The 26594-nt window shown below is 57.9% G+C and carries 23 protein-coding genes and 5 pseudogenes; 12 read left to right on the top strand and 16 right to left on the bottom strand.

Annotated elements, in window-relative coordinates; all coding sequences use genetic code 11:
• Positions 1 to 14: 14 nt before the first annotated feature.
• The 5 genes and pseudogenes from gabT to N2599_RS35490 all read left to right on the top strand — a co-directional run.
• Positions 15 to 1322, top strand: a complete 1308-nt coding sequence (gabT, locus tag N2599_RS35510; protein ID WP_027511312.1) for a 4-aminobutyrate--2-oxoglutarate transaminase — start codon at positions 15 to 17, stop codon at positions 1320 to 1322.
• Positions 1323 to 1507: 185 nt separating this feature from the next.
• Positions 1508 to 2623 carry an acyl-CoA dehydrogenase gene (locus N2599_RS35505; RefSeq protein ID WP_244564609.1) on the top strand — a complete coding sequence of 372 codons (1116 nt, stop codon included), beginning with the start codon at positions 1508 to 1510 and terminating at the stop codon, positions 2621 to 2623.
• Positions 2623 to 3792 (top strand): CaiB/BaiF CoA transferase family protein, encoded by a 1170-nt coding sequence (locus tag N2599_RS35500; RefSeq protein ID WP_027511314.1) that lies wholly within the window; start codon positions 2623 to 2625, stop codon positions 3790 to 3792. Before N2599_RS35505 ends, N2599_RS35500 begins: the two co-directional genes overlap by 1 nt.
• Positions 3793 to 3868: 76 nt before the next feature.
• Positions 3869 to 4081 (top strand): annotated as a pseudogene (locus tag N2599_RS35495) (3-hydroxyacyl-CoA dehydrogenase family protein); the annotation flags it as partial.
• Positions 4082 to 4422: 341 nt separating this feature from the next.
• Positions 4423 to 4610 (top strand): annotated as a pseudogene (locus tag N2599_RS35490) (hypothetical protein); the annotation flags it as partial.
• A gap of 127 nt (positions 4611 to 4737) precedes the next feature.
• On the opposite strand, the gene N2599_RS35485 reads toward N2599_RS35490, so the two are convergent.
• A complete protein-coding gene (locus N2599_RS35485; protein ID WP_027511316.1) occupies positions 4738 to 5646 on the bottom strand; it encodes a LysR family transcriptional regulator in 909 nt (302 codons plus the stop codon).
• Positions 5647 to 5891: 245 nt separating this feature from the next.
• Here N2599_RS35485 and N2599_RS35480 point away from each other — a divergent pair, with 245 nt between their 5' ends.
• Positions 5892 to 6326 carry a DoxX family protein gene (locus tag N2599_RS35480; RefSeq protein ID WP_027511317.1) on the top strand — a complete coding sequence of 145 codons (435 nt, stop codon included), beginning with the start codon at positions 5892 to 5894 and terminating at the stop codon, positions 6324 to 6326.
• A gap of 645 nt (positions 6327 to 6971) precedes the next feature.
• On the opposite strand, the gene N2599_RS35475 is transcribed toward N2599_RS35480, so the two are convergent.
• The 3 genes from N2599_RS35475 to N2599_RS35465 all read right to left on the bottom strand — a co-directional run bounded on the left by N2599_RS35475 (position 6972) and on the right by N2599_RS35465 (position 8527).
• The gene (locus N2599_RS35475) at positions 6972 to 7271 is read right to left on the bottom strand and encodes a hypothetical protein (protein ID WP_132568514.1); all 300 of its coding nucleotides are present in this window, start codon (positions 7269 to 7271) and stop codon (positions 6972 to 6974) included.
• A gap of 144 nt (positions 7272 to 7415) precedes the next feature.
• Positions 7416 to 8069: a hypothetical protein gene (locus tag N2599_RS35470; RefSeq protein ID WP_051336670.1), complete on the bottom strand. Its 654-nt coding sequence runs from the start codon at positions 8067 to 8069 to the stop codon at positions 7416 to 7418.
• Positions 8070 to 8071: 2 nt separating this feature from the next.
• The gene (locus tag N2599_RS35465) at positions 8072 to 8527 is read right to left on the bottom strand and encodes a hypothetical protein (protein WP_027511318.1); all 456 of its coding nucleotides are present in this window, start codon (positions 8525 to 8527) and stop codon (positions 8072 to 8074) included.
• Between N2599_RS35465 and N2599_RS35460 the strand changes: the two are divergent.
• A pseudogene (locus N2599_RS35460) lies at positions 8521 to 9270 on the top strand (IS6 family transposase). The gene N2599_RS35465 and the pseudogene N2599_RS35460 overlap by 7 nt on opposite strands.
• 79 nt (positions 9271 to 9349) lie before the next feature.
• Here the strand turns inward: N2599_RS35460 and fdxB are convergent.
• The 11 genes and pseudogenes from fdxB to N2599_RS35405 all read right to left on the bottom strand — a co-directional run bounded on the left by fdxB (position 9350) and on the right by N2599_RS35405 (position 20533).
• Positions 9350 to 9667 (bottom strand): ferredoxin III, nif-specific, encoded by a 318-nt coding sequence (fdxB, locus tag N2599_RS35455; RefSeq protein WP_027513830.1) that lies wholly within the window; start codon positions 9665 to 9667, stop codon positions 9350 to 9352.
• Complete coding sequence (locus tag N2599_RS35450; RefSeq protein ID WP_027513829.1) at positions 9664 to 9867, bottom strand: CCE_0567 family metalloprotein; 204 nt, start codon at positions 9865 to 9867, stop codon at positions 9664 to 9666. The genes fdxB and N2599_RS35450 overlap by 4 nt, the downstream gene beginning before the upstream one ends.
• A 26-nt stretch (positions 9868 to 9893) precedes the next feature.
• On the bottom strand, positions 9894 to 10379 hold the full coding sequence (locus N2599_RS35445; RefSeq protein WP_087005979.1) for a NifX-associated nitrogen fixation protein: 486 nt from the start codon (positions 10377 to 10379) through the stop codon (positions 9894 to 9896).
• A complete protein-coding gene (nifX, locus tag N2599_RS35440; protein ID WP_027513827.1) occupies positions 10380 to 10877 on the bottom strand; it encodes a nitrogen fixation protein NifX in 498 nt (165 codons plus the stop codon).
• Positions 10843 to 12225 carry a nitrogenase iron-molybdenum cofactor biosynthesis protein NifN gene (gene nifN, locus N2599_RS35435; protein WP_027513826.1) on the bottom strand — a complete coding sequence of 461 codons (1383 nt, stop codon included), beginning with the start codon at positions 12223 to 12225 and terminating at the stop codon, positions 10843 to 10845. The genes nifX and nifN overlap by 35 nt, the downstream gene beginning before the upstream one ends.
• Before the next feature lie 9 nt (positions 12226 to 12234).
• Positions 12235 to 13701, bottom strand: coding sequence for a nitrogenase iron-molybdenum cofactor biosynthesis protein NifE (nifE, locus tag N2599_RS35430; protein WP_027513825.1), 1467 nt, complete (start codon positions 13699 to 13701; stop codon positions 12235 to 12237).
• Between the two features lie 55 nt (positions 13702 to 13756).
• The gene (gene nifK, locus N2599_RS35425) at positions 13757 to 15298 is read right to left on the bottom strand and encodes a nitrogenase molybdenum-iron protein subunit beta (RefSeq protein WP_027513824.1); all 1542 of its coding nucleotides are present in this window, start codon (positions 15296 to 15298) and stop codon (positions 13757 to 13759) included.
• Between the two features lie 100 nt (positions 15299 to 15398).
• On the bottom strand, positions 15399 to 16901 hold the full coding sequence (nifD, locus tag N2599_RS35420; RefSeq protein ID WP_027513823.1) for a nitrogenase molybdenum-iron protein alpha chain: 1503 nt from the start codon (positions 16899 to 16901) through the stop codon (positions 15399 to 15401).
• A gap of 109 nt (positions 16902 to 17010) precedes the next feature.
• The gene (gene nifH / locus N2599_RS35415) at positions 17011 to 17904 is read right to left on the bottom strand and encodes a nitrogenase iron protein (protein ID WP_027513822.1); all 894 of its coding nucleotides are present in this window, start codon (positions 17902 to 17904) and stop codon (positions 17011 to 17013) included.
• Positions 17905 to 18569: 665 nt separating this feature from the next.
• Positions 18570 to 19320, bottom strand: a pseudogene (locus tag N2599_RS35410) (IS6 family transposase).
• Positions 19321 to 19606: 286 nt separating this feature from the next.
• On the bottom strand, positions 19607 to 20533 hold the full coding sequence (locus N2599_RS35405) for a LysR family transcriptional regulator (RefSeq protein ID WP_027513943.1): 927 nt from the start codon (positions 20531 to 20533) through the stop codon (positions 19607 to 19609).
• Positions 20534 to 20788: 255 nt separating this feature from the next.
• Between N2599_RS35405 and N2599_RS35400 the strand changes: the two genes are divergently transcribed.
• The 5 genes from N2599_RS35400 (at position 20789) to N2599_RS35380 (ending at position 25186) form a co-directional block, all read left to right on the top strand.
• Positions 20789 to 21379 carry a NodA family N-acyltransferase gene (locus tag N2599_RS35400; protein ID WP_027513944.1) on the top strand — a complete coding sequence of 197 codons (591 nt, stop codon included), beginning with the start codon at positions 20789 to 20791 and terminating at the stop codon, positions 21377 to 21379.
• Positions 21376 to 22053, top strand: a complete 678-nt coding sequence (gene nodB / locus N2599_RS35395) for a chitooligosaccharide deacetylase NodB (protein WP_132568926.1) — start codon at positions 21376 to 21378, stop codon at positions 22051 to 22053. Before N2599_RS35400 ends, nodB begins: the two co-directional genes overlap by 4 nt.
• On the top strand, positions 22040 to 23320 hold the full coding sequence (nodC, locus tag N2599_RS35390) for a chitooligosaccharide synthase NodC (protein WP_027513879.1): 1281 nt from the start codon (positions 22040 to 22042) through the stop codon (positions 23318 to 23320). Before nodB ends, nodC begins: the two co-directional genes overlap by 14 nt.
• A 66-nt stretch (positions 23321 to 23386) precedes the next feature.
• Entirely contained in the window at positions 23387 to 24394 is a 1008-nt protein-coding gene (gene nodI, locus N2599_RS35385; RefSeq protein WP_027513880.1) for a nodulation factor ABC transporter ATP-binding protein NodI, read from the top strand.
• Positions 24395 to 24397: 3 nt separating this feature from the next.
• Positions 24398 to 25186: a nodulation factor ABC transporter permease subunit NodJ gene (locus N2599_RS35380; RefSeq protein WP_027513881.1), complete on the top strand. Its 789-nt coding sequence runs from the start codon at positions 24398 to 24400 to the stop codon at positions 25184 to 25186.
• A gap of 188 nt (positions 25187 to 25374) precedes the next feature.
• Here the strand turns inward: N2599_RS35380 and N2599_RS35375 are convergent.
• Positions 25375 to 26131: pseudogene (locus N2599_RS35375) on the bottom strand (IS5 family transposase).
• Between the last annotated feature and the right edge of the window lie 463 nt (positions 26132 to 26594).

Genomic DNA, 26594 nt, shown 5'->3' with positions numbered 1-26594 from the left:
CCGGAAAATCCAAAATGACTGCCTCAGCAGACTTGCACTCCCGTCAGAAGGCCGCCGTCGCCGGCGGCGTTGGAACACGTAGCATCTTCGCGCAAAGGGCCCAGAATGCCGAACTTTGGGACGTGGACGGTAAGCGGTTTATCGATTTCGCCGCCGGTATAGCCGTCAACAATACGGGCCATCGCCATCCGAAAGTCATGCGGGCGGTCGCCGCTCAAGCGGAACAATTTACACATACCTGCTTTCACGTGGCCCCTTATGAGGGATATGTTAAACTCGCGGAGCGGCTGAATGGGATTGCGCCAACCGGCACGGAAAACCGCACTATGTTGGTGACCACCGGGGCCGAAGCGGTCGAAAACGCCATCAAGATCGCCCGCGCCTATACGAAGCGCCCCGGCATTGTCGCGTTCTCAGGCGCTTTCCACGGTCGCACCATGCTTGGCATGGCGCTGACCGGCAAGGTCATGCCCTACAAGAAGAACTTCGGCCCCTTCCCGGCCGATGTCTACCATGCGCCGTTCCCGAACCAATTCCTCGGTATTTCCACGGAAGAGGCGATTGCCGGACTCGAACGGCTGTTCGCTGCCGATATCGACCCCGAGCGCATCGCAGCCTTCATCCTGGAGCCGGTTCAGGGCGAAGGCGGTTTCAATGTCGCGCCTAAGGAATTCCTGGTCCGGCTGCGCGAGCTAGCTGACAACTATGGCATCGTGCTGATTGCCGACGAGGTTCAGGCTGGCATGGCGAGAACGGGGAAAATGTTCGGTTTCGAACATGCCGGCGTGAAGCCGGATCTCGTAACCATGGCGAAGGGCCTCGCAGGCGGCTTTCCGCTGTCGGCCGTCACCGGCAGGGTTGAGATCATGAACGCCGCCCACCCGGGTGGGCTCGGCGGTACCTATGCGGGAAATCCGCTGAGTGTCGCGGCGGCCAATGCGGTACTTGATGTCATAGAGGACGAGAGACTCTGCCAACGCGCGGCCGAAATCGGCCGTTGCATCACCGACCGCTTGACGTCTCTCGCATCGCGGCAGGGCATGGAGCGAATTGGGGACGTACGTGGGCTTGGGGCGATGATCGCCTTCGAACTTGTCGAGGATCGCCAGACTAAGACGGCGGCGCCTGCAATCACGAACGGCATCGTCGCGGAAGCTGAAGCGCGCGGCCTCATACTTCTCTCATGCGGAACGCGCCTCAACGTAGTCCGTTTGTTGCCGCCCCTTACGATTGAATGGGACGTCCTCTCGGAAGGCTTGGACATCCTCGAGGCTTCAATTGAAGCAGCACTGTCGGCGCCGTCAGGCTCCGTTGCCGTGTAGACATGTAAGGCTGGATAGAGCGGTCGCCGTGACAGTATCGGAAGCCGCCTCGGCATCATCGCACTTCATTCGAGGAAAAATCCGTGACCGCAGATTTCACCAGAGCCACGCCTTCATACCAAACGAGCGCATTCGCTTGGGACGATCCCTTCCTGCTCGAGGATCAGCTCGCCGAGGAGGAGCGGATGATCCGCGATGCGGCCAAGGCCTTTGCCGAGGCCGAACTCATGCCGCTCGTTCAGGATGCCTATCTTGAGGAAAAGACCGATCCGGGCATCTTCCGGCTGATGGGCCAGGCGGGTCTTCTCGGCGTGACGCTGCCGGAAAATTATGGCGCGGCTGGCGCCAATTACGTATCCTATGGTCTCGTGGCGCGCGAGGTGGAGCGCGTCGATTCGGGCTACCGCTCTATGATGAGCGTGCAGTCGTCGCTGGTGATCTACCCCATCTACGCCTATGGCTCCGAAGAACAGCGCGACAAATACCTGCCCGGTCTCGTCTCCGGCGAACTGATCGGCTGCTTCGGGCTCACCGAGCCGGATGCCGGATCCGATCCGGGTTCTATGAAGACGCGCGCCGAGAAGATCGAGGGCGGCTATCGCCTGCGGGGCTCAAAGATGTGGATCTCCAACGCGCCGATAGCCGACGTCTTCGTCGTCTGGGCGAAGTCGGAGGCGCATGGCGGTGAGATCCGCGGCTTCATCCTCGAAAAAGGCATGAAGGGCCTCTCGGCGCCGAAGATCGGCGGCAAACTGTCGCTCAGAGCCTCGATCACCGGCGAGATCGTGCTCGACGGCATCGAGGTAGGCGAGGACGCGCTGTTGCCGAATGTCTCGGGGCTCAAGGGGCCGTTCGGCTGCCTCAATCGAGCCCGCTACGGCATCTCCTGGGGCGTGCTTGGCGCTGCGGAGGATTGCTGGTTCCGTTCCCGGCAATACGGCCTCGATCGCATCCAGTTCGGCAAGCCGCTCGCCGGCACGCAGCTCTTCCAGAAGAAACTCGCCGACATGCAGACGGAGATCACGCTCGGCCTGCAGGCCTCACTCCGTGTCGGGCGGCTGGTGGATGAGGGCAGGTTCGCACCGGAGATGATTTCCCTCGTCAAGCGCAACAATTGCGGCAAGGCGCTCGACATTGCGAGGCAGGCCCGCGATATGCATGGCGGCAATGGCATCCAGATCGAGTACCACGTCATGCGCCACGCGCAGAACCTGGAAACGGTCAACACTTACGAGGGCACGCATGACGTCCATGCGCTGATCCTCGGCCGTGCACAGACCGGCATTCAGGCATTCTTCTGATGGCTGCTCCAAACAGTGCCCCCCTCGCCGGCCTGAAGGTCGTCGAGCTTGCCCGCATCCTGGCCGGGCCCTGGATCGGACAGACGCTCTCCGACCTCGGCGCCGAAGTCATCAAGATCGAGAGCCCACAGGGCGACGACACCCGCACCTGGGGACCTCCCTTCATTGAGCAGCCGGACGGCAAGGGCGGCGCCGAAAAGGTGGCAGCCTATTTCCACGCGGCAAACCGCGGCAAGACTTCGGTCACCTGCGATTTCGGCAAACCCGAGGATCTCGCCCGCGTCAAATCCTTGATCGCGGAGGCGGATGTCGTGATCGAGAACTTCAAGGTCGCAGGGTTGAAGAAATTCGGCCTCGACTACGCCAGCGTCGCCGCAATCAACCCCCGCATCGTCTATGCCTCCGTGACCGGTTTCGGCCAGGCGGGTCCGCGGGCGCGACAACCGGGCTACGATTTCCTGATCCAGGGCATGTGCGGCATCATGGACCTGACCGGCGAACCGGACGGCGAACCGCAGAAAGTGGGCGTTGCTTGGATCGACGTCTTTACCGGCCTCTACGGGGTGATCGGCATTCAGGCGGCACTTGCCGAGCGGGAGCGATCCGGCCTAGGCCAGCACGTCGACCTGGCACTGCTCGATGTGGGCGTTGCGGTGCTTGCCAACCAGGCAATGAACTATCTTGCGGGCGGCAAGGTGCCCCGCCGCATGGGCAATGCGCATCCCAATATCGTGCCCTACCAGGTGTTTCCCGCCACTAACGGTCATCTGATCATCGCCTGCGGCAACGACCGGCAATTTGCGGCCCTGTGCGGCATGCTCGGTCTTAATGGCATTGCGGAAGATCCGGCCTATGCGACCAATCCGGCCCGGGTGGAGAACCGGAAAGCGCTCAGCGCCCTAATTGCGGACAAGACCAGGCTGAGGCCGAAGGCGGAGCTAATTGCCGCGCTCGAGAAGGCCGGCGTTCCGGCAGGCCCGATCAATACAGTTGCGGAAGCGATCAACGAGCCACAAATCCAGGCGCGGGAGCTGCGCATCGATCCCGCAGGCTTGCCTGGCTTGCGGACGCCCATCCTTCTGTCACGCAGCCCCCTGGCGCTCGATAAAGCCGCGCCGGTTCTGGGGGCTGGAAGCTGGGGATTTTCAAAAGAAGCCGGGGAAGAATAGAGATGACGATTGAGACGGTCGGGGCGGTCTGCGACGGGCAGACGTCGATGCGGAAAGACTTGAGGTCGCGATCGCCAAAATCGGCGCGAACCTGGACCGGCAGGTGGCGCACGATTTCGTCCGCCTCGAGCCCTGCTTCGCCCATCATGAACGTGCTGCATAGCAGGCTTGCCGACACCAAGTACCGGCCGTGCCCGCTGCTGAAATATGTCGAGGCCGGCTGGTTCGGGCGGAAGGTTGTAGACGCTTTTACGGCTACCGCGGTGAAACCCCTGTTCCAAGCCGGTGAACAGGTGCCGATGAAAGGTACCGGCCCCTGCTTGCGTCCGAGATTAGAGGTCATCTGCTTGCCATGCTTCCAACTAGATCCCCGAATATCTCGCCCGTATCCCCGCGTGCGCCCTGAGCAGGCGCTGGCCCCCCTCCCACGCGAAGATGGCATTGGCAATCGCGCAATTTTCCCGAAAAGAACGTGGACAAGCGCTTGCCAGGGGCGCGCTCGGGGTCTCCACGACATCATCGCCCAGACTTCGTTCAAAGCCTCGCTGATCCGTCCAAGCATGAAATCCGCCTGCTTCTCGGCATTCGCTTTGTGAAGTACGCCGGACGGCGCGCCAGCGGAGGTACTGATTACGCCGACCTGGACCAAACGCCAGCGTGGTCATCGCCTATCAGGGCGCCGTCGCTCCGGAAGCAATTGCGGCAACCTTCTTCTGGCTGAAGACCGGCGTGATGTCGGTCTGCTCGCGATCTCTTCGGCAGACCGCCTGAATGCCGGCTGGCAGGCAGCCGAGCGCGCCCGACGGCGGGGAAAAGGGATATTCGCTATATATGAGAGCGCTGCCTTAGAGCAGGACAACCATTCACCGGATCGCCGCATTTCCAGACTTGGCGATCCGGCCAGTACACATCCTCGCCCAACCGCAAACAGCCTGTCTCCGCTGCTCAAGGTTTGCTGGCCAACTCCCATTGAGCGATACATTGCTTCACCAGCCACTGTCCGGCTGGACCGAGCGCCTTTTCCTTCCTGTAGGCAATGACCAATGGGAACGATGGCATCCAATCCGACCCTTCCCAACTTTCCGGTTTCAGTTCGACGAGGCGCCCGGTCGAAAGATCGTTCTCCACGCGCGAGCGGGGCATTGAACCCCAGCCGACACCAGCAAGAATGAGGTCGTATTTGGTCTGGAGGTCATTGACGCGCCATCTGTTCGTGGCAAGCACACCATAGTCCCGACCGCTGTCCAAGTGGGGAGCGGGGCTGATGACCAATTGGGTGTGGTCCCGCAGTCGTGCCGCGCTGATTGGTCCCTCGATCCGGCCGAGCGCATGCGTCGGGGCGGTGACGGGAACCAGATCGATCCGGCCGCACACGCGGCGCTCGAATTCCTCCGGCTGACGTTCAGCAAGCAGAGCGAGATCGACCGTGCCATCACGCAGAGCCTTCGCCGCGGCATCGAAGGTTTCGGTCAGAAGACGGATTTCGACAAAGGGAAACTCCGCGTTGAAGGCGCTCAGGACGCGGCTTAAGAGGTCCGGCGGCGCATAGCTGACGACAGCGAGAGTAAGTTCTGCCTCCAGCCCCTCTGAGATGCCCTGGGCCTGGCGCCGCCAGTCCGTCACGTCGTCAAGGATGCGTCTCGCGCGCGGCAGCAGCGCCTTTCCTGCCTCGGTCAGCGTTGGACGATAGGCGGAGCGGTCGAAGAGGGGAAGCCTGCTCTGCTCCTCGAGTTTCTGGATGGTGTAGGTGATCGCCGATTGCGCTCTGTTCATTCGCCGCGCAGCCGCAGCAAAACTCCCCTCCTCAACCGTAGTGACGAATATCAGGAACTGATCAAGCGTCAGCGCATCCATGGGAATTCCAGAAGATCGAACGGTTTCACGGCGCGTGGCACAAACAGCGCCGACAACGACGAGAATAACACTATCAGTTTTCTTGAACAAGACAGCCAAAATTATATCGATTTCTTTTGACGTTTCCCCTCGTAAGATCAACAGCAAGCCCGCCTGACCGAGGGCACGCGGCTTCTTTCAGCGATCCGACGATGGCGGCGCACGGATCTTATGTGCTCGTTCACCACCTCTTCTGGAGACATCAGATGCCACACAGCTCGACTCTTCATTCAGCACCGACTGCTGCAAAATCCTTGCAAATAGGGCTCTGGATCGCCCAAGTGCTCATTTTTGTCGCGTTTACCGTATTCGGCTGCATGAAGTTCTTCATGCCGATCGATCACTTGGCGGCCATGTGGGTCTGGCCCGGAGACGTGCCGCCACGGTTCCTGCGCCTAATGGGCCTCATCGATATCGTAGGCGGTGCCGGCATTCTCCTGCCCGCCCTCACCCGCATCCTGCCCCGGCTGACGGTTCTGGCCGCCTTGGGGTGCGTACTGCTGCAGATTGTGGCCTTCATTTTCCATTCGTCACGCGGTGAGCTGTCGGCCCTTCCGCTGAACGCCATCCTTCTCCCCGTCTGCCTGTTCATTCTGTGGGGGCGCGGGAAAAAGGCTCCGATCATCGCGCCGCGCGGATAAACGACCCCAGCCGGGAGGCCGTATGCTCCTGCCGGTCAGGCTCCTCTCGATCCTCGACTTCTCTCGGAGTTCTGCATGAAGTTCTATTACAGCCCGGGCGTCTGCGAGGCCCGGTCTGCCATTCACCGCCCATACCGTTGCTACGGACGCATACGTCCCACACCGGCGCTGATGATTACTACGCCCTCAATCTCCGCGGCTACGTGCCGCTGGTGGAGCGGGCCAATGGCCAGATTCTGACCGATGGCCTATGATCATGCAGTATGTGGCCGATCAGGTTCCGGAAAGGAACTTGTACCGGCCTGGGGTTCGATGGGACGGTATCGCCTGATCGAAAGGCTAGCCTTTGTCAGCAGCGAGTGCACAAGAATTTCGGGCCCTCTGTTCGATGCCCGAAGACCGCAGGAAGTGAAAGCTATCTTCTCGAGCGTTTTCTTGGTCGCCTCGGCTGGCTGGAACGGCAGCTCGATGGCCAGATGGACGGCAAGTTCTCTGTTGCCGAGGCCTACCTACTCGCTATCTGCAACTGGGGCAGGATCGTTGGGTTAGACCTAACATCCTTCGAGAGCCTGCAAGCACTCCTCGGTCGCATCGCTACCCGCACATCTATGTAGGAAGCGTTGGCAGTCGAAGGGCCTCGTAGCATCAGTTCACCGGCACGCATGCGCATGCCGGAATAAGCCAAACATAGCTTTTTAACGCAAGTTGGTTGCGGTGGCTCACAACCAACGATTCCTGTGATTGGTCGAGCGCCGCATACCGAGGCTGGCGACGTGAGAATAAGCCGGTCGAAGATGAAAGCAACAGGACAACTCCAGAACTTTTTTCCTCGTCCGCTAACACCACCGTCGCTTCATCTGCGTGTTGGGAGAGATTTGCCAAGAAGCGTTCTGCTGCTAGCAGTAGCGATGGACCAAAATCACGGTACAGGAAACCTACTTTCACGGTTTTGCCTCCGGGCCAGTGCGTTCGATCATCCATGCGGCTGGCGTGTGACCATCTTTGCCACCAACGAAAGCCGAACCGACGAGGCCAGTGCGGCCGCCAATGCGCTTGAAGGTCAAGAGAGGGAACAATCCAGGTCGTTCATCAATCCGCGACTTCCGCTCCACCTGCATCCTTCTTGAACGTGATCGAGACGGGCGCCTCACCATTGGCCGCGATCTGCAACTGGAGTGTCTTCGGTGAAGGCGTCGTGTACAGCATGGAGTTTTCATTGGCGCGATAATGCGTCTGCGCGGCCGCCCAGTCAGCGACACCTTTGAGATCGAAATGCAGCGCTGTGGTTTTTCCCGCAGCCACCGTGAAACCGGACAGGTCGCGATAGATGCTTTCGGTCTTGGCGTTCGTATCGTCGGTCAGCGTCAGATACATTTTCAATCCCTTGAGATCGGCCTTGCCGTCGTTCGACATGGCGAGTTCCAGATGATCAGAAACGTTCTTCTTCGTGACCGGATCGAAATTGTCCTCTACCTTGGCGGAGAGAACGCGGATCGTCGCCGGCGTCCCGGTCTGGACAATCGGGTTATCGAGCTCCGTCGGTCTGGCGTCGGCCTTGTCGTTCTGACCGTCGCCGTCCGTATCCGCGATCAGGGGATCGGTCCCCAGCAGTTTCTCGGCAATATCGGGGATGCCGTCATTGTCGCTATCGAGGGGAGCCGAGACCGCAGGTGCAGCAAAGGCTGTGAGACCAAGGAGAAGGAAGCTCGAGACGAGAAAATTCGTCTGTTTGACGTGGGTCATGGTCAGTCCTTTTTGAGGTTTGCGATGTTGAACGGAAGCATAAACAGGGCGGCGAGAAGGGCTGCGGACAGGCCGATCAGCCAAGCGGCGTCGCTCCAGCGATCCCGCATGACGGTAACGAGTGGTTGACCGTAGTAGATTTCCTTGATGCCAAGGGCTGCGAAGCACCAGCGCTCAAGATGTTTGGCGGGCGACAGCTGTTCAATGCCGTCACGGACCGTTTCATAGGTCGCAAAGGACGTCATGATCTGTTTTTCCTGCGGCTTGGCGATGCCGAGTGTACGAAAGACGCCGGCACCAACCTGATTGTCGGGATCGAGCGTATCGCCGATCTGCGGCGCGATCAGAACCAAGGTAAGCCAGATGGCGAAGGCGGCCATGATGGCGTGCGCCGGCCGGCGCATGTGGAGCGCCAGAATCAAGCCGAGCAGGAAGAACGATCCGACGGGTGATGTCACGTTGTCAGCGGCTTAACGGTTGTCGGTAATGGGTTGGGATGAACAGTCCGGCCGTAAGCTACAAGAACCACCGCTTTCCACCGCAGATCATCGCCCGTGCGGTCTGGCTGTATTTTCGGTTCCCTTTGAGCCTGAGGATGGTCGAGGAGATGCTGCTGGAGCGCGGTATCGTCGTCTCCCATGAGACGATCCGAAGATGGGGTCGCAAATTCGGAACGGCTTATGCCAGGCAGTTGTGCAGAAAGAGGCCTTCGCGAAAGGATATCTGGCATCTGGACGAGGTGGTGATTTCCATCGGCGGCCGCAAACATTGGCTCTGGCGTGCCGTTGACCAAGACGGTTACGTTCTCGACGAGATCGTTCAAGGCCGCCGCGATACCCAAGCCGCCAGGCGATTGCTGGTCAGGCTGCTGAAGAAGCAAGGCCTGACGCCGAAGCGGATCGTCACCGACAAATTGCGCTCATATGGTGCTGCAAGACGGGAGGTGATGCCCGCCGTCGAACATCGATCGCACAAGGGCCTGAACAATCGGGCCGAGAATTCTCACGTGCCGCTTCGAAAACGGGAGCGGATGATGCAGGGATTTCGATCCGTCGGCGGCTTGCAACGGTTCATATCGATCTTTTCGGCACTCCGAAATCTCTTCGTCCCCCCGCACCAGAAAAACTCAGCCCTCGCCATCCACATCCATCGGATCCGCGCAATGGCGCAGTGGAAAGCCGTGACCGGCGCAACCGCCTGACGTCTCACACAAGCGCCTTGTTCCGACTTGATCAAACAACGTGACATCGCCGCATTACATTCTCCCGGTTCCTCCTCGCTCATTCGGCAATCGTGCCACTCGCGATGTGAGTTTGGCAGTTTTTTGGACAGACGCGGGCGCAGGCCCCACATCCGATACAGCGGCCGGGAAAATCGACGACCATGATCACTCGATTGAGCTCGCCATCGAAGTCGTCTTCCTCGCCATTGCAGACACCGAGAATCTCACCTGCATCGTCGATACCGTGAGGATGCATGACCTCCCGTGAGCAGACCTTGAAGCAGCGGCCGCAGCCGATGCACATCAGTCGATCGATGGAAGCTAAATACTCCGGCATCCATTTGGTCCCGTCGCGGGTCACGCATGAGCTTGTCATTTTGAATCCTGCGATGCAGCGAGTTCTCTTTTTGCAGCGTCCAACTCAGCAAAGGCATGAAATGTTTTCTCCGCAACTGCCGTAATTTCGGTCCAGTTGACCGGAAACTCTTCGGCGAGGTCGTGCAATTCCATCTTCGCATACCAAGCGCGCACCTCCAGCTTCCACACCCTTTTCTTCAATTCTTGAAGTTCTGACATGGTCTCGTTCTCCAACACCGTTTCCATCACGACCGCGCGAGATCCGGATAAGCTTCGATGACTTGGACCGCATCGCTGACTAACTGCGTACCGGTCTTGGCGCATTTGCGAAGGTTATTGAAACCGAACCGATGAACGTCACGCAGGGTCTTTGACAGCAGGACCAACCGTTTGGTCGTAAGTAACACCCGCCCGAAGCCCTCTTGGCTGATCTCCATCGTCCGCGACACCAGTAAGTCTGAGCGCTCCTTACCAAGGCCGACGGCGGTGTAAAAGGTTTTAAGCCTCCACAGGACATACGGATCGGGATCGCCGATGATTGGGATTGCGCGGCGCTGGTCCTCCGGAACAGTGAAGTTGTCCAGCAGTTCGACGTCGCACTTGCCTCTCCACCGTCCGTATGTATCTTCAGCGCGGATCAGCCGCACGAGGCATTTGATAAAGGGCTTTTCAAGGCTCTTGTCGTCACTGGCAGCTGGAATAACCGCGGGATTGGATCGCGTTGTCATCATTCACTCCTCGTCTTCGAAGCTGGCTTTCTTTCCGGCGGCGCCCGCTTGGGCTAACACCTTGCGAAGCCACGGTGGGGGCGCCGTCCTTAGCATCGTCCGAATGCGGGCTAGCACATTGTCGATGGGTTCAGGCTGCGGCACCTTGATCGGATGGATCTTTGCCGCAATAACCTTGGCTGCCGCAGGCCCGCCGATAGCCAGGCAAAATAGGAGCTGGCAACCCCTTAGCGTTTCCACTTTTGGAGCGATGTTGTTATCACCATCGGCTCGATGCGTTCCGCTCTCATCGGAAACGTCATCGAACACTACGGCTTCCACGAGACTCCACGCGTCGGGCGTCACGTCGTAGATGGCAAATCGTTTAGCCGACCCGAAATGCGCGTTCAGTCCTCTCATGTCTTGAGTGGCGATTGCTACCCGCAGTACGCCGATTTGCCGTTTTGGCCGCTGTTCGTGGAACCCATCATTGACGAGCGAGAGACGACGAGTTGAGGTCATTTTGCAATTCCCCGCTACGGATTGGATTAGGTGCGCCCGAAGTCGGCGTGTGTTGGTTAGCCTGAAAAATGTTGGCAACCTCGTAGATCATGTCGCGCGTCCCCTGATACAGGATTGTAAGTTTGTGCTGACTGCCTAGGCGGTCGAAGATCGGAAAGCCAATACGCATTAGCGGAATGTCGAGACGCTTTGCAGCTTGCCTGCCGTGCGAGTGCGTGACGAGAAGATCGGCACCCGGGGCGAGGTGTTCCAGGTCACTGAGATCGCCGACCTGAACTGTCTCCGCTGGAACTATTTGCAGTATTTTTGAAGACCCTGTCGTGGTGATGGCGGCTGTAATTTCCGCACCCATGCCAGTGAAAAAATCTGCAAACTGGTAGAGCTGATCCGGCTCGGAGGCGATTGCGATCTTCTTGCCAGCCAGATGGAAATGTCCGTCGAGCATGGCATCCTGCAACTGCATGCGGCTGCGACGGACATTGGCAGGCGCTTGTTCGCGCGACATTGCTGTAAGCAGCCGGATAAGCTGGTCCGCGTTCTTCAGGCCTGTGAGCGACTCGAACAGCACGTATGGTACGCCGGTTAGCCGCTGCAACGCTTCAGCCGGTCGCCGCATCTGCTCGCCGATGGCGATGCATTGCATCGCGGCACCGAGGTCGCGGATGTCCTCTATTTTCGTGCCGCCATACGTTGTGGGGATCCAGTGGTCGGGGATGGTGCCATCAAGCGCGCCGGACACATCGGGCAGTATCACCGGTTTGAGCCCGAAGCCCTCGGCCGTCTCGCGCAGATGCTCTATGTCGGCAACTGTTATGTTCCAGCCGGGCAGTATCGCGATCTTCCTCGGATCGCGATACTGCGTCCGGGGCCGAGTGATTCCCTCGATCATAGCGGTAACAGCTTTGGACCACCCCTCTTCTATCGCACCGTCGAAGTCCGGCGTCCTGGCGAGCACCACTTCCGTACCCGTGAGTTCTGTCGCCCGCGTGCGTTTGATGGTGGCTAGGTCCCCAGCGACATCCTCGTCGCGGGTCTCTACCAGTGCGGTCGTGCAAATCCCGATCAGCCGGGGCTTTGCGCGGGCCTTGAGATTAAGGATGGCCTCTTCGAGGTGATCCGCGCAGCCGACGACAATTGCAATTTCATCCATCGCCGTCGTCTGCAGCGGGATCAATTCCTTAAAATGTCTTCCGAGCAGCACCAGCGCAAAGCTGGTACACCCCTGGCTGCCGTGGAACACAGGCATTGCACCATTGATGCCAAGAAAGGCGAAGGCAGCGCCCAGCGGCTGAGACGATTTCAGAGGATTAATCGCCGCCGATTTAGTTTGGGGAAGGATGCGGGCCATAAGATTACCTCAACAGTCATCACCGGCGGTTTCGCCGGCAAAATTTGATGCACTTGCTGTTCTGTCTTCCAACTTCTCCTCGGTGGTCATGGCCTGCTCCCACGGTGCCGGTTCGCGCACCTGCGCCCAGATCGGATTGTGGATTGCGAGATCGATCTGGCGTGCGAGCTGCACCATGCCGTCATAACCGGCGTAAGCGTGATGTCGCTCCTGATTGATGTCGAGCCAAGGCATTTTCGCCTTCAGCGCGATAAACTGCGTGCGACCGCCCGACAACATGATGTCAGCCTTTTGCTCGGACAACATCGAGTAAAGCTCGCGCGGTGCAACCGACTCGTACAGGTGGTTCTCGTCCTTTAGAATTTGCTTGATTCGCTCCTTATCATCGGCCGTCGATTTCTTGACCGATGTGCCGACGATCTCCATGCCGATTTCCATTAACGATTGGACGACTGACCAGGATTTCACGCCTCCAGTGTTGAGAAGCACGCGCTTGCCTTCGAGCCGGGGCCGATAGACTTCCAGCCTCTTCCACGCTCTTTCCTCTTCTTCCACGACAAGCGCTTCCGTGCGATTAAGGAGCTCGGTGTCGGCGCCTTTCATTACGAGCAATTCAGCGATCCGCCGGAGCGCTTCGGAGGTGGCGGAGATGCCGTAGAAGGAGCCCTCGAAGAAGGGAATGTCCCAGCGCTCCTCCATCTTGCGAGCGAGGTTGATCAGGGCGGTTGAGCACACCATCATAGCTGCACGTGCGCGATGCGCGGAAGCAACTTGCAGATAGCGCGCGTCGCCCGGAATGCAGGCACGGACACGGATGTCAAGCCTGTCCAAGAGCGGCTTCACCAGCCAGAATTCGCCTGAGAGGTTGAATTCGCCAAGGATATTGATGTCGTGATGGCCTGGGTCATCCGGCTCTACCGTACCTATGACGTGGTCGAGTAACACCTCGCCGGCAAGTTTGTTACCGAGGTTCTTAGAACCCGCAAACCCCGGCGCATTGACCGGCACCACCGGTATGGCGAACTTTTCCGCCGCGCGCTTGCAAACCGCCTCGATGTCATCGCCGATCATCGCCGTAACGCAGGTTGCATAGACAAAGATTGCAGCCGGCGCATACGCCTCTTTGATCTCGCGGATCGCTTTGAAGAGCTTCCGCTCGCTGTGCCCCATCACTATGTCGAGTTCGGTAAGATCAGTGGTGAAGCTTGTGCGCCAAAGCGTGGGACCAGAAGACGCAGCGCCGCGATTATCCCAGGAATTGCCTTCGCAGGCGAGCGGCGCATGGATCAGATGCGCGACGTCAGTGATCGGCTGCAGCACGATCTTGGCCCCGTCGAAGGAGCAACCACCGGCTGTCGCTCCGGGGATCAACGGCTTGGAGCAGCCCTTTTTGCGCGCCTTGGGGTCCTTGTTGCGATTTCTCTCGCAGGCAGGCTCGTCGAACGCATCTTGGATTTTGAGGGTGTGCGGGGACATTGCGTTGGCCTTCAGGTTCGATTGGGAGATGGCCGGCCTAAGCCGGCCGCCGCTCTTAGCGAGTGAGGTCGTACGAATAATCTGTCACACCCGGCTGCATCGTCTCGCAATCGAGCTTGTCAAAGATCTTGTCGAGGATGGCCGTTAGGACACGTAGCCCACCTTGATAGCCCATGAGGGGGAAGCGGTGGTGGTGGTGCCTGTCAAAGATCGGAAACATCAGCCGAACCAGGGGCGTGCCGGTGTCGCGCTCAAGATACTTGCCATAGGAATTGCCAATCAAGAGATCCACCGGCTCGGTCAAAAGTAGTGAGCGCATTGCCCAAAGATCTTTGCCCGCCCACACCTGCGCATCCTTGCCGAAGGGCGAGGATGCGAAGAGCTCCTTCATCTCGGTCTCCCAGGCTGAGGTGCCGTTTGTGGCGAGGCAGTGTGTTGGCTCGCCACCGGTCTCCATGATGAACCGGGCCATGGCGTAAACGAAGTCCGGATCGCCGTAGATCGCGTACTTTTTGCCATGTAACCAGGACTGGCTGTCGGCCATTGCATCGATCAATCTTCCGCGTTCCAGTCGGATTGCCTCAGGAATTTCTCTTTTGGAAATCTCCGATATCTTCATCAGCAATTCGTCGGTCGCCGTAACGCCGAGCGGGTAATGAAAGGAGGCTGTCGCCTGTCCGACCTCGTTGCAATATTCCAGCGTCTTGCGCGTATTGTAGTGCTGCAACGACAATGTCGCCTCCGAGTTCAGAGCCGCCTTCACGTCCTCGATCTTGGTTCCTCCGTCGTACATACGGAACTCACCGTCGGAAGGCGTATCGAATTGGTCGGCGGCGTCCTGGATGAACACGTAGGTCACCCGCATCATATCGAGCAGACGCTTTAATTCGCGATTGTTGCCAACGCAGAAGCCGTCGAAGCCCGGAATGATGTTGATGCAAGCAGCGACTTGCGTGCGCGCCGTGCCCTTCCAGAAATTCTCGAGCACGCCTTTTACCATGCTGTCATAGCCATCGACATGGCTGCCGACGAAGGCTGGCGTATGGGCGAAAGGCACGTCGAAATCGCGCGGGACGGAGCCCTCATTTTTTGCATTTTCAATAAACCCGTGCAGGTCATCGCCGATGACCTCTGCCATACAGGTGGTCGAGACCGCGATCATCTTCGGGTCGTAGAGCTTATAAGTATTGGCGAGACCGTCGACCATATTCTTTAGGCCGCCAAACACAGCCGCATCTTCTGTCATCGAAGATGAGACCGCAGATGACGGCTCCTTGAAATGGCGCGACAGGTGTGATCGATAGTAGGCAACGCAGCCCTGACTGCCATGGACAAATGACATCGTCCGCTCAAATCCGGCGGCCGCGAAAACTGCGCCGAGCGGCTGGCAGGCCTTGGCCGGGTTCACGACAAGCGCTTCGCGGGCTAGGTTTTTTTCGCGATATTCCCAGGTCTTGGTGAACTCGCGTTGCTCCGAAACAACCTGGTCCGGGTGTGGGCATTCGAAATTCAGCTTTTTCTCGGCAAGCATTTGCCTGTATTCCGGCTCGCGGAATAGAGGAGCGTGATCGAGAACTTTTTCGGCCGATTGCGGCATAGTAGTCACCTCTTTAAATCTGGCCGCGACTTGCGGCGAGAGAGAAACCTTCGAGATTTTTCAAGTCTCCCGCGACGGTTTGCCGCGAGAGACCGGGCTCTCATTCGGCTGCAACTGCCGTTGCAGGCGCCGCCGTTTTTTTCCAAGGCGCGTCGTAGAGACCCCAGACCGGATTGTTGATGGCGAGATCCATGTCACGGGCGAAGATGGCGAAGCCGTCATAGCCGTGATAAGGGCCGGAATAATCCCAGGAGTGCATCTGACGGAACGGAATGCCCATCTTCTGTACCGGGTATTTCTCCTTGATGCCTGAACCGACGAGGTCGGGGCGAATCCCCTCGATGAACTTCTCCAGTTCGTAACCGGTCACATCGTCGTAGATCAGCGTGCCCTTTTTGACATAGTGACCGGTGCGCTGATAGTCGTCGCCGTGGCCGAATTCGTAGCCGGTGCCGACGATCTCCATGCCGAGGTCCTCATAGGCAGTGATGACGTGACGGGGGCGCAATCCGCCGACGTAAAGCATCACCCTTTTGCCATCCAAGCGCGGCTGGTACTTCTCCGTCACAGCCTGGACGAAGGGCTGGTACTTGGCGATGACCTTCTCAGTCCGATCCTCGATCTCCGGCCCAAAATGCTTGGCGATGCTGCGCAAAGAGGCTTCGATCTGGGACGGACCGAAAAAATTATACTCCATCCAGGGGATGCCGTATTTTTCCTCCATGTGCCGAGAGATGTAATTCATCGACCGGTAGCAGTGAATGAGGTTGAGCTTGGCCTTCGGTGCGCGCTCGACTTCGGCCAGCGTGGCATCCCCGGACCAATTGCCGACCACACGCAGCCCGACCTCCTCGAGCAGAATGCGGGAGGCCCATGCATCGCCGCCGATGTTGTAATCACCTATCACATTAACGTCGAAGGGACTGGACTCGAATTCCACGTGCTTCTTGTCGAAGACCCAATCGCGGATCGCATCGTTGGCGATGTGATGGCCGAGCGATTGCGACACACCGCGGAAGCCCTCACAGCGCACGGGCACAATGGTTTTGTTGTGCTCCTTTGCTTTCTTTCGCGAGACAGCCTCGATGTCGTCGCCAATCAGGCCGATTGGGCATTCCGACTGCAAGGTGACGCCGTTATTAAGCGGAAACAGTTCCTCGATCTCATCGATGACCTTCTCCAGCTTTTTGTCGCCACCGAAAACGATGTCCTTCTCTTGGAAGTCTGAGGTGAACTGCATTGTCACGAAAGTGTCGACGCCCGTCAGGCCGACGTAGTAGTTGCGGCGCTGTGACCAGGAATATTGGCCGCAACCGACCGGCCCATGCGAGATGTGAACCATATCCTTAATCGGTCCCCAAACGACGCCTTTTGAGCCGGCATAGGCGCAGCCGCGGATCGTCATCACGCCTGGAACGGACTTAATGTTCGACTTCACGTCGCATTCGGAAACCGCGTTCGCGCCCTCGCTGGATCCCTCTCCGCCCGTTGCGACACCGAGGTGCTTACTGCGGCGCTTCGCCGCCTTGTCGGGATACTGCGATAGTACGTCCTCGATTAGCTTCGCGTGGAAATCACTGTTATTCTCGTAGTCGAGGCTCATTGGGCCTGTCCCCTTTTTTAAAGGTTCGGATGAAGCCTCATCAACGAGGCATTGGTGCGTGGAATGGCGCGCTGCATAAAGCTGCGCGCCATTCTTGTCGGCATGCCTGTTAGTGGACGGCTGCCGCCTTCGCTTCCTTGGCATGAAGCTCGGCAAGCATCTGCTCGTCGGTCTTCATGATGCCGAAGTCGAGCAGCATGTCCTCCAGTTCCTCCATGGTGATGGGCGTCGGGACGGTGCCCTGGCCCGAATTTGCGTGGATCTTTTCAGCCAGCGCGCGATATTCCGCTGCCTGCTGAGATTCCGGCGCATATTGGATCACTGTCATCTTCCTGAGCTCAGCGTGCTGGACGATGTTATCGCGCGGCACAAAGTGAATGAGCTTGGAATTAAGCTTAGCAGCCAGAGCTTCGGCGAGGTCGAGCTCGCGGTCGGTTTGACGCTCGTTACAAATCAGCCCGCCCAAACGCACGCTGCCGGCGCTGGCATATTTCAGAATACCCCTGGCGATGTTGTTGGCGGCGTAGAGTGCCATCATCTCACCGGACATGACGATGTAAATTTCCTGGGCCTTGTTTTCGCGAATCGGCATCGCGAAGCCGCCGCACACCACGTCGCCGAGAACGTCGTAGGAGACGTAGTCGACATTGTCGTAGGCGCCGTTCTCTTCTAGAAAGTTGATCGAGGTGATGACGCCGCGTCCGGCGCAGCCGACGCCTGGCTCGGGACCGCCAGACTCCACGCATTTGATACCTCTGTAGCCAACCTTGAGCACGTCTTCGACCTCGAGGTCTTCCACCGAACCTTCCTTTGCCGCAAGATCCAGCACCGTGTCCTGCGCCTTCGAGTTCAGGATAAGTCGGGTGGAGTCGGCCTTGGGGTCGCAGCCAACGATAAGAATCCTCTGCCCGAGGTCAACAAGAGCGGCGAGCGTATTTTGGGATGTGGTGGACTTGCCAATGCCACCCTTCCCATAGAATGCGATCTGACGCAGAGCTGCCATGTTCTTTCCTTCACTTGTTTGAACCAACGCGGTTGTCCCGCGACGTGGATGCCGTCGGCAGCTTCCGCCGCCTCGCATGAAGTGTTTCAAGAGTCGTGCCAGACAGCTAAATTGAGGTGGGCAAAAAATATCTGCTGCTATTCCAGCGATTTAGACGGCAAAAGGGCGCCGCTTAAGGAAATACAGCGTTGTCAAAGACCCGACAAAGGTGACGACGGTGTCATGAGTTGGTTGTCCGAGTCAGAACGGCAACAAATTCGTGCTGGTCTTAGGGCGCTAGCCTCAGATCGGGGGGGCGCCTCCGTTTATGAAATGCAGTTTTTCAGATGGCAGTTCGAAGATTCTATTCGTTAGGCCAAGCCTCAATGGGCCGAGTGTGACAGTTGAGGCAGTTGGACTGAAATCTCGACGGCCTGCTTGTCGAGTTGTGAGCTGCTTCATCTTTCAATCGCGGTGATATTGCGTCAGAGTGTTGGGGATGTGACAGGTATTATTTAAGACAGTGACCGGCACTTCATGCGCAATTTCAGGAAATTGCTGGGATAGTGCCGATTTTCAGGTCGCGCAGGGACCGTCGCAGGTTCATTGGGGACCATCTTGGAGCGGCTGTGATGGCGATGTCACGTTGTTTGATCAAGGTCGGAACAAGGCGCTTGTGTGAGACGTCAGGCGGTTGCGCCGGTCACGGCTTTCCACTGCGCCCTTGCGCGGATCCGATGGATGTGGATGGCGAGGGCTGAGTTTTTCTGGTGCGGGGGGACGAAGAGATTTCGGAGTGCCGAAAAGATCGATATGAACCGTTGCAAGCCGCCGACGGATCGAAATCCCTGCATCATCCGCTCCCGTTTTCGAAGCGGCACGTGAGAATTCTCGGCCCGGTTGTTCAGGCCCTTGTGCGATCGATGTTCGACGGCGGGCATCACCTCCCGTCTTGCAGCACCATATGAGCGCAATTTGTCGGTGACGATCCGCTTCGGCGTCAGGCCTTGCTTCTTCAGCAGCCTGACCAGCAATCGCCTGGCGGCTTGGGTATCGCGGCGGGCTTGAACGATCTCGTCGAGAACGTAACCGTCTTGGTCAACGGCACGCCAGAGCCAATGTTTGCGGCCGCCGATGGAAATCACCACCTCGTCCAGATGCCAGATATCCTTTCGCGAAGGCCTCTTTCTGCACAACTGCCTGGCATAAGCCGTTCCGAATTTGCGACCCCATCTCCGGATCGTCTCATGGGAGACGACGATACCGCGCTCCAGCAGCATCTCATCGACCATCCTCAGGCTCAAAGGGAACCGAAAATACAGCCAGACCGCACGCGCGATGATCTGCGGTGGAAAGCGGTGGTTCTTGTAGCTTACGGTCGGACTGTTCATCCCAACCCATTACCAGACAACCGTTAAGCCGCTGACAACGTGACATCACCCCCGTCTCCTATGCATGAGGCTCTACGAGAGGATCGCTCTCGCAACCCTCGATACATGCATATTGTGAGACGGGTCACCCCGGTCCCAGGCGAACATTTAGTCTAGATTACCTGGCTCAATTCAGGAAGTCAGCAACTCATCGAGCATCTCTGTTTTCGCGATCCTGGTGCGTGTCTGAGCAGGCAATGCAGTGTTTTGGCATTCCCTTTCAAATGCATGCTGTTTCACCCACTGGCACTATGCAGTTCACACATCAACGCAGGCGATTCCATTTTGTAAGTCTAAGAGTTTTCCGACTGGGATTCCATGCGGGTCCCTTCCTCTACCAGTAACTCCCGCATCCAGATGCTTGCTGGATCACCGTTGTAGAGGGTGGGCCATTGGACAGCCTCGGTGATTGGAGGAACTGGCACCGGAAGTTCTACGATCCGCAGGGGTGTCGTTTTTGCGAAATGATTGGCAAGACGCAACGGCAACACCGCTATGCGGTCGGTGCGTGATAGCAACTGCGGGATTAAGGTAAAGCCCGGCACGACGAGTTCGATGCGCCTCTTGAGACCGTGCTCCACCAGTAACCACTCGTCGATGCTGGGCTTCACCGTGCGCCCGAAGTTGGGTGAAACATGCCCCATCGACATATATGTTTCGACGGAAAGCTGCCGTGACAGCTGCTCATTGGTAGGGCAGCCGACGCACACGAGTGTGTCGGATAACAGTTTCGCTCTGGGATGCGCACTCAACATGAACAAATCCGGCAGGATTAGAAAATCGACATCGCCGCGGCGGAGAAGCTCAGCAGGCTCGTCATTAGGGGCAACCAACTCGAAGGTGACGGCGGGAGCTTCTCGTGCGACGCGCTGCACGACCTTCTCAAAGAACACGAGTGTCATGAAATCGGAAAGGACGATCCTGAAACGCCGTTCCGACTGGGCAGGGTCGAACGTTTCCAAGGAAATAATCGAGAACTGAATTTGCAGCAGGGTGTCCCGGACCGCGGAGGCGAGCGCTTCCGCACGCGGTGTTGGAATGAGTTCGCGGCCTTGCATTATAAATAGGTCATCGCCGAAATAGGTGCGTAACCGGGCGATAGCCGCGCTCATAGCTGGCTGACTGAGATTGATGCTGCGTGCCGCGGCCGTGAGCTTGCGTTCGGTCATCAGAGCGTCGAGCGCAACGAGGAGATTTAGATCAAGGCCTTTGAAACGCATGTGTAATGGATCCGCAGTGTGGATGATTGTCATTCAAACAATCAATTTTACTAATGTTGCAGCGTGCTTATAAACCCCGAACGCAAGCGAAATCAAGGCGTCGGCGGAAACAAGAAGTCACGATGATCCCTGATCTGGCTCGTACTGCTCGAGGACCTCGTCAACCGGCGTCACAATCCGCTTACCAGGCGTAACGTGCGCTTATCCTACCACTGCTTTGATCGTGTTGGGTAAAATACAAGCTGGAGTTCTTGCATGCCCTCGAATGTACAGTGGAAACTATACTGGGAAAATGAGTTGGAACGGTCAGACCACTCAGAACTTTCTGAGTTCTTCAAAAAAACCTATGGGCCGTCAGGAGTGTTCCACGCGAAACCATTCGAGGGCGGCCGAAGTTGGGCCGGCGCGAGGCCGGAACGACGTGCAATTGGCTACGACTCCCGCGGAATAGCAAGTCACATGGGCTTGTTGCGCCGTTTCATAAAGGTTGGTGAGACTGATCTCCCCGTGGCTGAATTGGGTTTGTACGGGGTGCGACCGGATCTGGAGGGAATGGGCATCGCTCATTCGGTCAGCGCATTGTTTCCGACGCTGCAGGAGTTTGGCGTCCCCTTCGCCTTCGGTACGGTTCGGCACGCCATGCGGAACCACGTCGAAAAATATGCTCGAACCGGTATGGTTAGCGTGCTGACTGGGGTTAGTGTCCGGTCGACCCTTCCAGATTTTCGTCCCGACATCCCCCCCACCCGCATCGAGGACCTGCTCGTCTTAGTGATTCCGATCGGACGCACCATGAGCGAGTGGCCGTCCGGCACGTTGATAGAACGCAACGGACCAGTACTATGACACAATTCGACTATATGCGCGAAGTGCCGGTTAATAGCGCCGGCGGCACCGAAGATCGCAGCGTTTATTTAACGTTTGACGACGGTCCTAACCCATTTTCTACGCCACAGATATTGGATGTCCTGGCTGAACACCGCGTGCCGGCGACGTTCTTCGTCATCGGTGCGTATGCGAAAGAGCAGCCGGAACTCATCCGGCGGATCGTGGCGGAAGGTCACGAGGTTGCTAATCACACGATGACTCATCCGGACCTGTCAACATGCGGACTTCACGAAGTAGAACGTGAGATAATTGAGGCAAATAAGGCCATTCTCTCGGCGTGTCCCGAGGCTGCGGTCCGCCATATACGAGCGCCTTACGGGGCTTGGACCGAGGACGTGCTTTCCAAATCAGCGAGCGCCGGACTTGAGGCCGTCCAGTGGTCGTCAGACCCGAGAGATTGGTCTCGGCCGGGCGTCGACGCGATTGTTGATGCAGTACTTTCTACTGCTCGACCTGGCGCAATCGTGCTTTTGCACGACGGCTGTCCTCCCGATGAGGTTGGGCTTTCGGGTCTGCGTGACCAAACTCTTTTGGCGCTTTCACGTATCATCCCGGCGCTGCACAGCCATGGTTTTCGAATTCGTGCACTTCCCAGCATCACAGAACAGACGAGAGCCCATGTATCTGCTTGACACAGCCAGCATCGCCGCCATCTCGCTCTATGCCCTGCTCTCGACCGCTTACAAGAGCATGCAGGTCCTTTATACTCGCCCCGCAAACGGATCAGCAATCTCGGCGCCACCGGTCGCGACCGGCCCCCGGCCAGCCGTTGATGTTATCGTCCCCTGCTTTAACGAGGACCCGCGCATCCTCTCGGCGTGCCTCGCGTCCATTGCAGACCAGGATTATGCTGGAGAACTGCGAGTCTATGTCGTCGATGACGGTTCTAGGAACCGCGACGCAATCGTGCGTGTACATGATGCTTATGCGCGCGATCCGAGGTTCAGCTTTATTCTGCTCCCGGAGAATGTCGGAAAACGCAAAGCGCAGATCGCCGCAATACGCCAATCATCTGGAGATTTGGTGCTAAATGTGGACTCAGACAGCACTGTCGCGTCCGACGTCGTGACCAAGCTCGCATTGACGATGCAAAATCCGGGGGTCGGTGCGGTGATGGGCCAGTTGATCGCCAGCAACCGGCGTGACACTTGGCTGACGCGATTGATCGATATGGAGTATTGGCTTGCCTGCAACGAAGAACGCGCGGCACAGGCACGCTTCGGTGCCGTGATGTGTTGCTGCGGCCCAAGTGCTATGTACCGGCGGTCCGCGCTCCTTTCCCTGCTAGATCAGTACGAGACGCAACTGTTTCGGGGCAGACCAAGTGACTTCGGTGAGGATCGCCATCTGACGATTCTCATGCTGAAAGCAGGCTTCCGAACCGAGTATGTTCCGGACGCCGTCGTAGCAACAGTCGTTCCGGACACGCTGGGATCGTATCTGCGCCAACAACTGCGTTGGGCACGCAGCACGTTCCGGGACACCTTTCTAGCACTCCAGCTACTGCCAGGCCTTGACCGCTTTCTCACGTTCGACGTGATCGGGCAGAATGTCGGGCCGCTGTTACTCGCGGTGTCACTAGTGACGGGACTTGCGGAATTCATACTGTCAGCCACAGTGCCATGCTGGACAGTCTTGATGATTGTCTCCATGACCATGATACGCTGCAGTGTTGTAGCGTTTCGTGCTCGCCAACTTAGATTTTTGGGTTTCGCGCTGCACACACCTATTAACCTCTTTCTCTTACTTCCTTTGAAAGCCTATGCCTTGTGTACATTGTCTAACAGCGATTGGCTGTCGCGCGGTTTCGCTCCGAATGTACCGGACAGCGGTCGAAAGCAGATCGCGGTGCAAAGCCCAAGGTTGGCGGCATCCGAAGGCACGTCCGATGTCGCGTGATTAGCCAGATACCGTAGATCGGCGAGTTTTGCAAAAGGAGGCGAAAGTCAATTGTTAAATCGTGAGTTGGGCCCACAGGTTTCGTGCCGCCTTGAGCCGAGTCCGTTCGAGCGGGAGGGCCCCACGGGTTTCAGCGTCAAGATTTCCACACCTGATTCCATGTCAACCGTGGCAATCGATCTTGCCGACGTAAAAAAGTCATACGGTGACAGATCCGTTGTCGATGGACTCTCGTTCACCGTTGCGGCGGGTGAGTGCTTCGGTCTGTTAGGGCCGAACGGCGCGGGGAAAAGCACGATCACGCGTATGATCCTTGGCATGACAACCCCTAGTACGGGTGAGATCACTGTGCTCGGGGTGCCGGTGCCTGCGCGGGCTCGCCTAGCTCGCATGGGTATCGGCGTAGTTCCGCAGTTCGACAACCTCGACTTGGAATTCACCGTGCGCGAGAACTTGTTGGTCTTCGGGCGATACTTCCGGATGAGCAAGAACGAAATCGAAGCGATCATCCCATCGCTCCTTGAGTTTGCGCGCCTTGAGAGCAAAGCCGATGCCCGTGTCGTGGACCTATCCGGCGGTATGAGGCGGCGCCTGACACTGGCGCGTGCGCTCATCAACGACCCCCAGCTCTTGATATTGGATGAGCCGACCACTGGACTCGACCCGCACGCGCGCCACCTGATCTGGGAACGGCTGCGCTCGCTGTTGGCACGCGGCAAGACGATTCTCCTGACCACCCATATCATGGAAGAGGCCGAGCGGTTGTGCGACCGGCTGTGCGTGCTCGAAGAAGGGCGAAAGATCGCCGAAGGCCGGCCTCAAGAGCTGATAGACGAGCAGATCGGTTGCCAGGTAATTGAGGTCTACGGTGGGAATCCCCATGAGTTGAGTGCGCTGGTCAGTTCATACGCGCGGCACATAGAGGTGAGCGGCGAGACCCTCTTCTGTTATGCCCCCGACCCAGAGCAGGTGCGAGTGCAACTGGACGGGCGCGCGGGTCTGCGCATTCTACAGCGTGCGCCTAATCTTGAGGACGTCTTTTTACGGTTGACCGGGCGTGAGCTGAAGGACTGAACGATGTGGAAGCTTTATGCGGCGGCTCTGCCCGCCAACGTGTGGAACTGGGTTTCCGTATGGCGCCGCAATTATCTGGCATGGAAAAAAGTCGCGCTTGCGTCGATCCTAGGTAACCTCGCCGACCCCTTGATCTACCTGTTCGGCCTCGGCACTGGCTTGGGAATGATGGTTGGGCGCGTTGACGGCGTATCGTACATTGCATTTCTGGCAGCCGGACTGGTTGCGACAAGCGCGATGAGCGCGTCGACCTCCGAAACGGTTTACGCGGCTTTCGCTCGCATGCGCTCTCAAGGCACTTGGGAAGCAATCCTATACACACAGGTCACGATCGGCGATATCGTTGTCGGTGAATTGGCGTGGGCAGCGACCAAGGCGTCTCTGGCGGGTACCGGAATTGGGATCGTCGCCGCCATGCTGGGCTACGCGGAATGGTCGTCCCTCCTCTATGCGCTGCCGATCATCGCCCTGACCGGCCTAGCGTTTGCGAGCCTAGCCATGGTCGTCACGGCACTTGCGCCCAGTTACGACTATTTCATATTCTATCAGACGCTCGTCATCACACCGATGCTGTTCCTGTCCGGCGCTGTCTTTCCAGTCGACCAACTGCCTGGCGCTTTTCAACAGGTAACACGATTCTTGCCGCTGGCACATTCGATCGAGCTCATCCGTCCGACAATGCTCGGCCGCCCGGTGATCGATGTCGGCCTGCATATCGGCGCTCTTTGTATCTACGTAGTAGTACCATTTTTCTTGTCGGCTGCATTGCTCCGTCGACGCCTAATGCCGTGACCAGACATGGTGCGGCGGACAATACGGGTCATCAGTGGAAACTTCCACTAACATCTATTGGAGCATAGCGGTTCTGGCTTGTCTTGTCGCAGCATGGAGGGCCGATCGGAACGGCGAACGGGCATCATCGCGTCTTGCCTCTTAGGGGGCGATCACATCGCGCTCTAGTCTTAAGGGCCGATCGACATTCATGGTATCCAGATCATGATCGCAGCGAGATGGATGAATCCTATGAAGTGAATAGTTCGACGTTCGTAGCGTGTGGCAAAGCGTCGGAAGTGTTTCAGGCGATTGAAGCACCTTTCGATGCGATTGCGATGCTTGTAGATGATCGGATCATGCGGAATGATGACTTTTCGGGAACGGTTTGAGGGTATGACCGCTTCGGCCTCCATCTTCGCGATTGTTGCCCGCAAGGCATTGCTGTCATAGGCTTTATCGCCCAGAACGGCCTGACCTGTCTGATCATGAAGAAGAGCGGGAGCTTGCGTGATGTCGCCGACCTGGCCGGCCGTCACGATAAAGCGCAAGGGACGCCCGAGTGCATCGGCCAGCATATGGATCTTGGTGTCAGTCCACCTCTGGAACGCCCCAGCGCCTGATCCTTGGCCCCCCTTTTCCGCTCGCCGCCTGTTGATGGGCACGCACGATGGTGCTGTCGATCATTAAGTACTGATTGTCCCGGTCAGCAGTGAGGGCATCAAAGACCCGTTCCCATACGCCGGCATGGCACCAGCGACTGAACCGGCGATGGACCGTCTTCCACTTGCCGTAGCGCTCCGGCAGGTCCCGCCAGTGTGCACCCGAGCGCAGCACCCACAAACATCCGTTCACAAACAACCGGTTATCTACGCCCGTCCGACCTGGATCGCTGGCCTTGCCTGGCAACAAAGGCGCAATTCTCGACCATTGCGCCTCGTTCAACTCGTATCGCTTCACTCCCATCAAGGCCTCCGTGCTTCACACGGTACCCTATGAATCAGTGATCAACCGATTTGGGAATCCTGAATGTCGATCGGTCCTAAGCCGCTGACAACGTGACATCACCCCGCCGCCTCTTGTCAGCACCTTCGGAGGCATAGCCGACCAGCGGCGCCAGCGTTGAAATGTTTGCTTGCAAAGCGCGGAGTCGAGGCATCGCACTGAGCGCCGATCGGGCCGGCCCTTCCTTTATCTGATGGCAATGACGGGGATATAGCTGCTTTATAAGCTTTTCGGTCACGCTCTGTCAAATAACAAGAAAATTTCCACTCAACGCGGCAACCGGGAAAGCTCACATCTATAGCTATCTTCAAGCGTCCAACTTACGACATTCATCGTCACCTTTGTCGGCTCCGCGACACGCATTCCTCTTCGCCCGATCCCGCATTTTCCGCCCACCTCTTTGAGATAGCAGCGAATAATTGTT

This window comes from Rhizobium sullae (assembly GCF_025200715.1).
GTDB lineage: Bacteria > Pseudomonadota > Alphaproteobacteria > Rhizobiales > Rhizobiaceae > Rhizobium > Rhizobium sullae.
The sequence above is the reverse complement of the archived record's forward strand: the minus strand, read 5'-3'. Positions and strand labels throughout refer to the sequence as shown.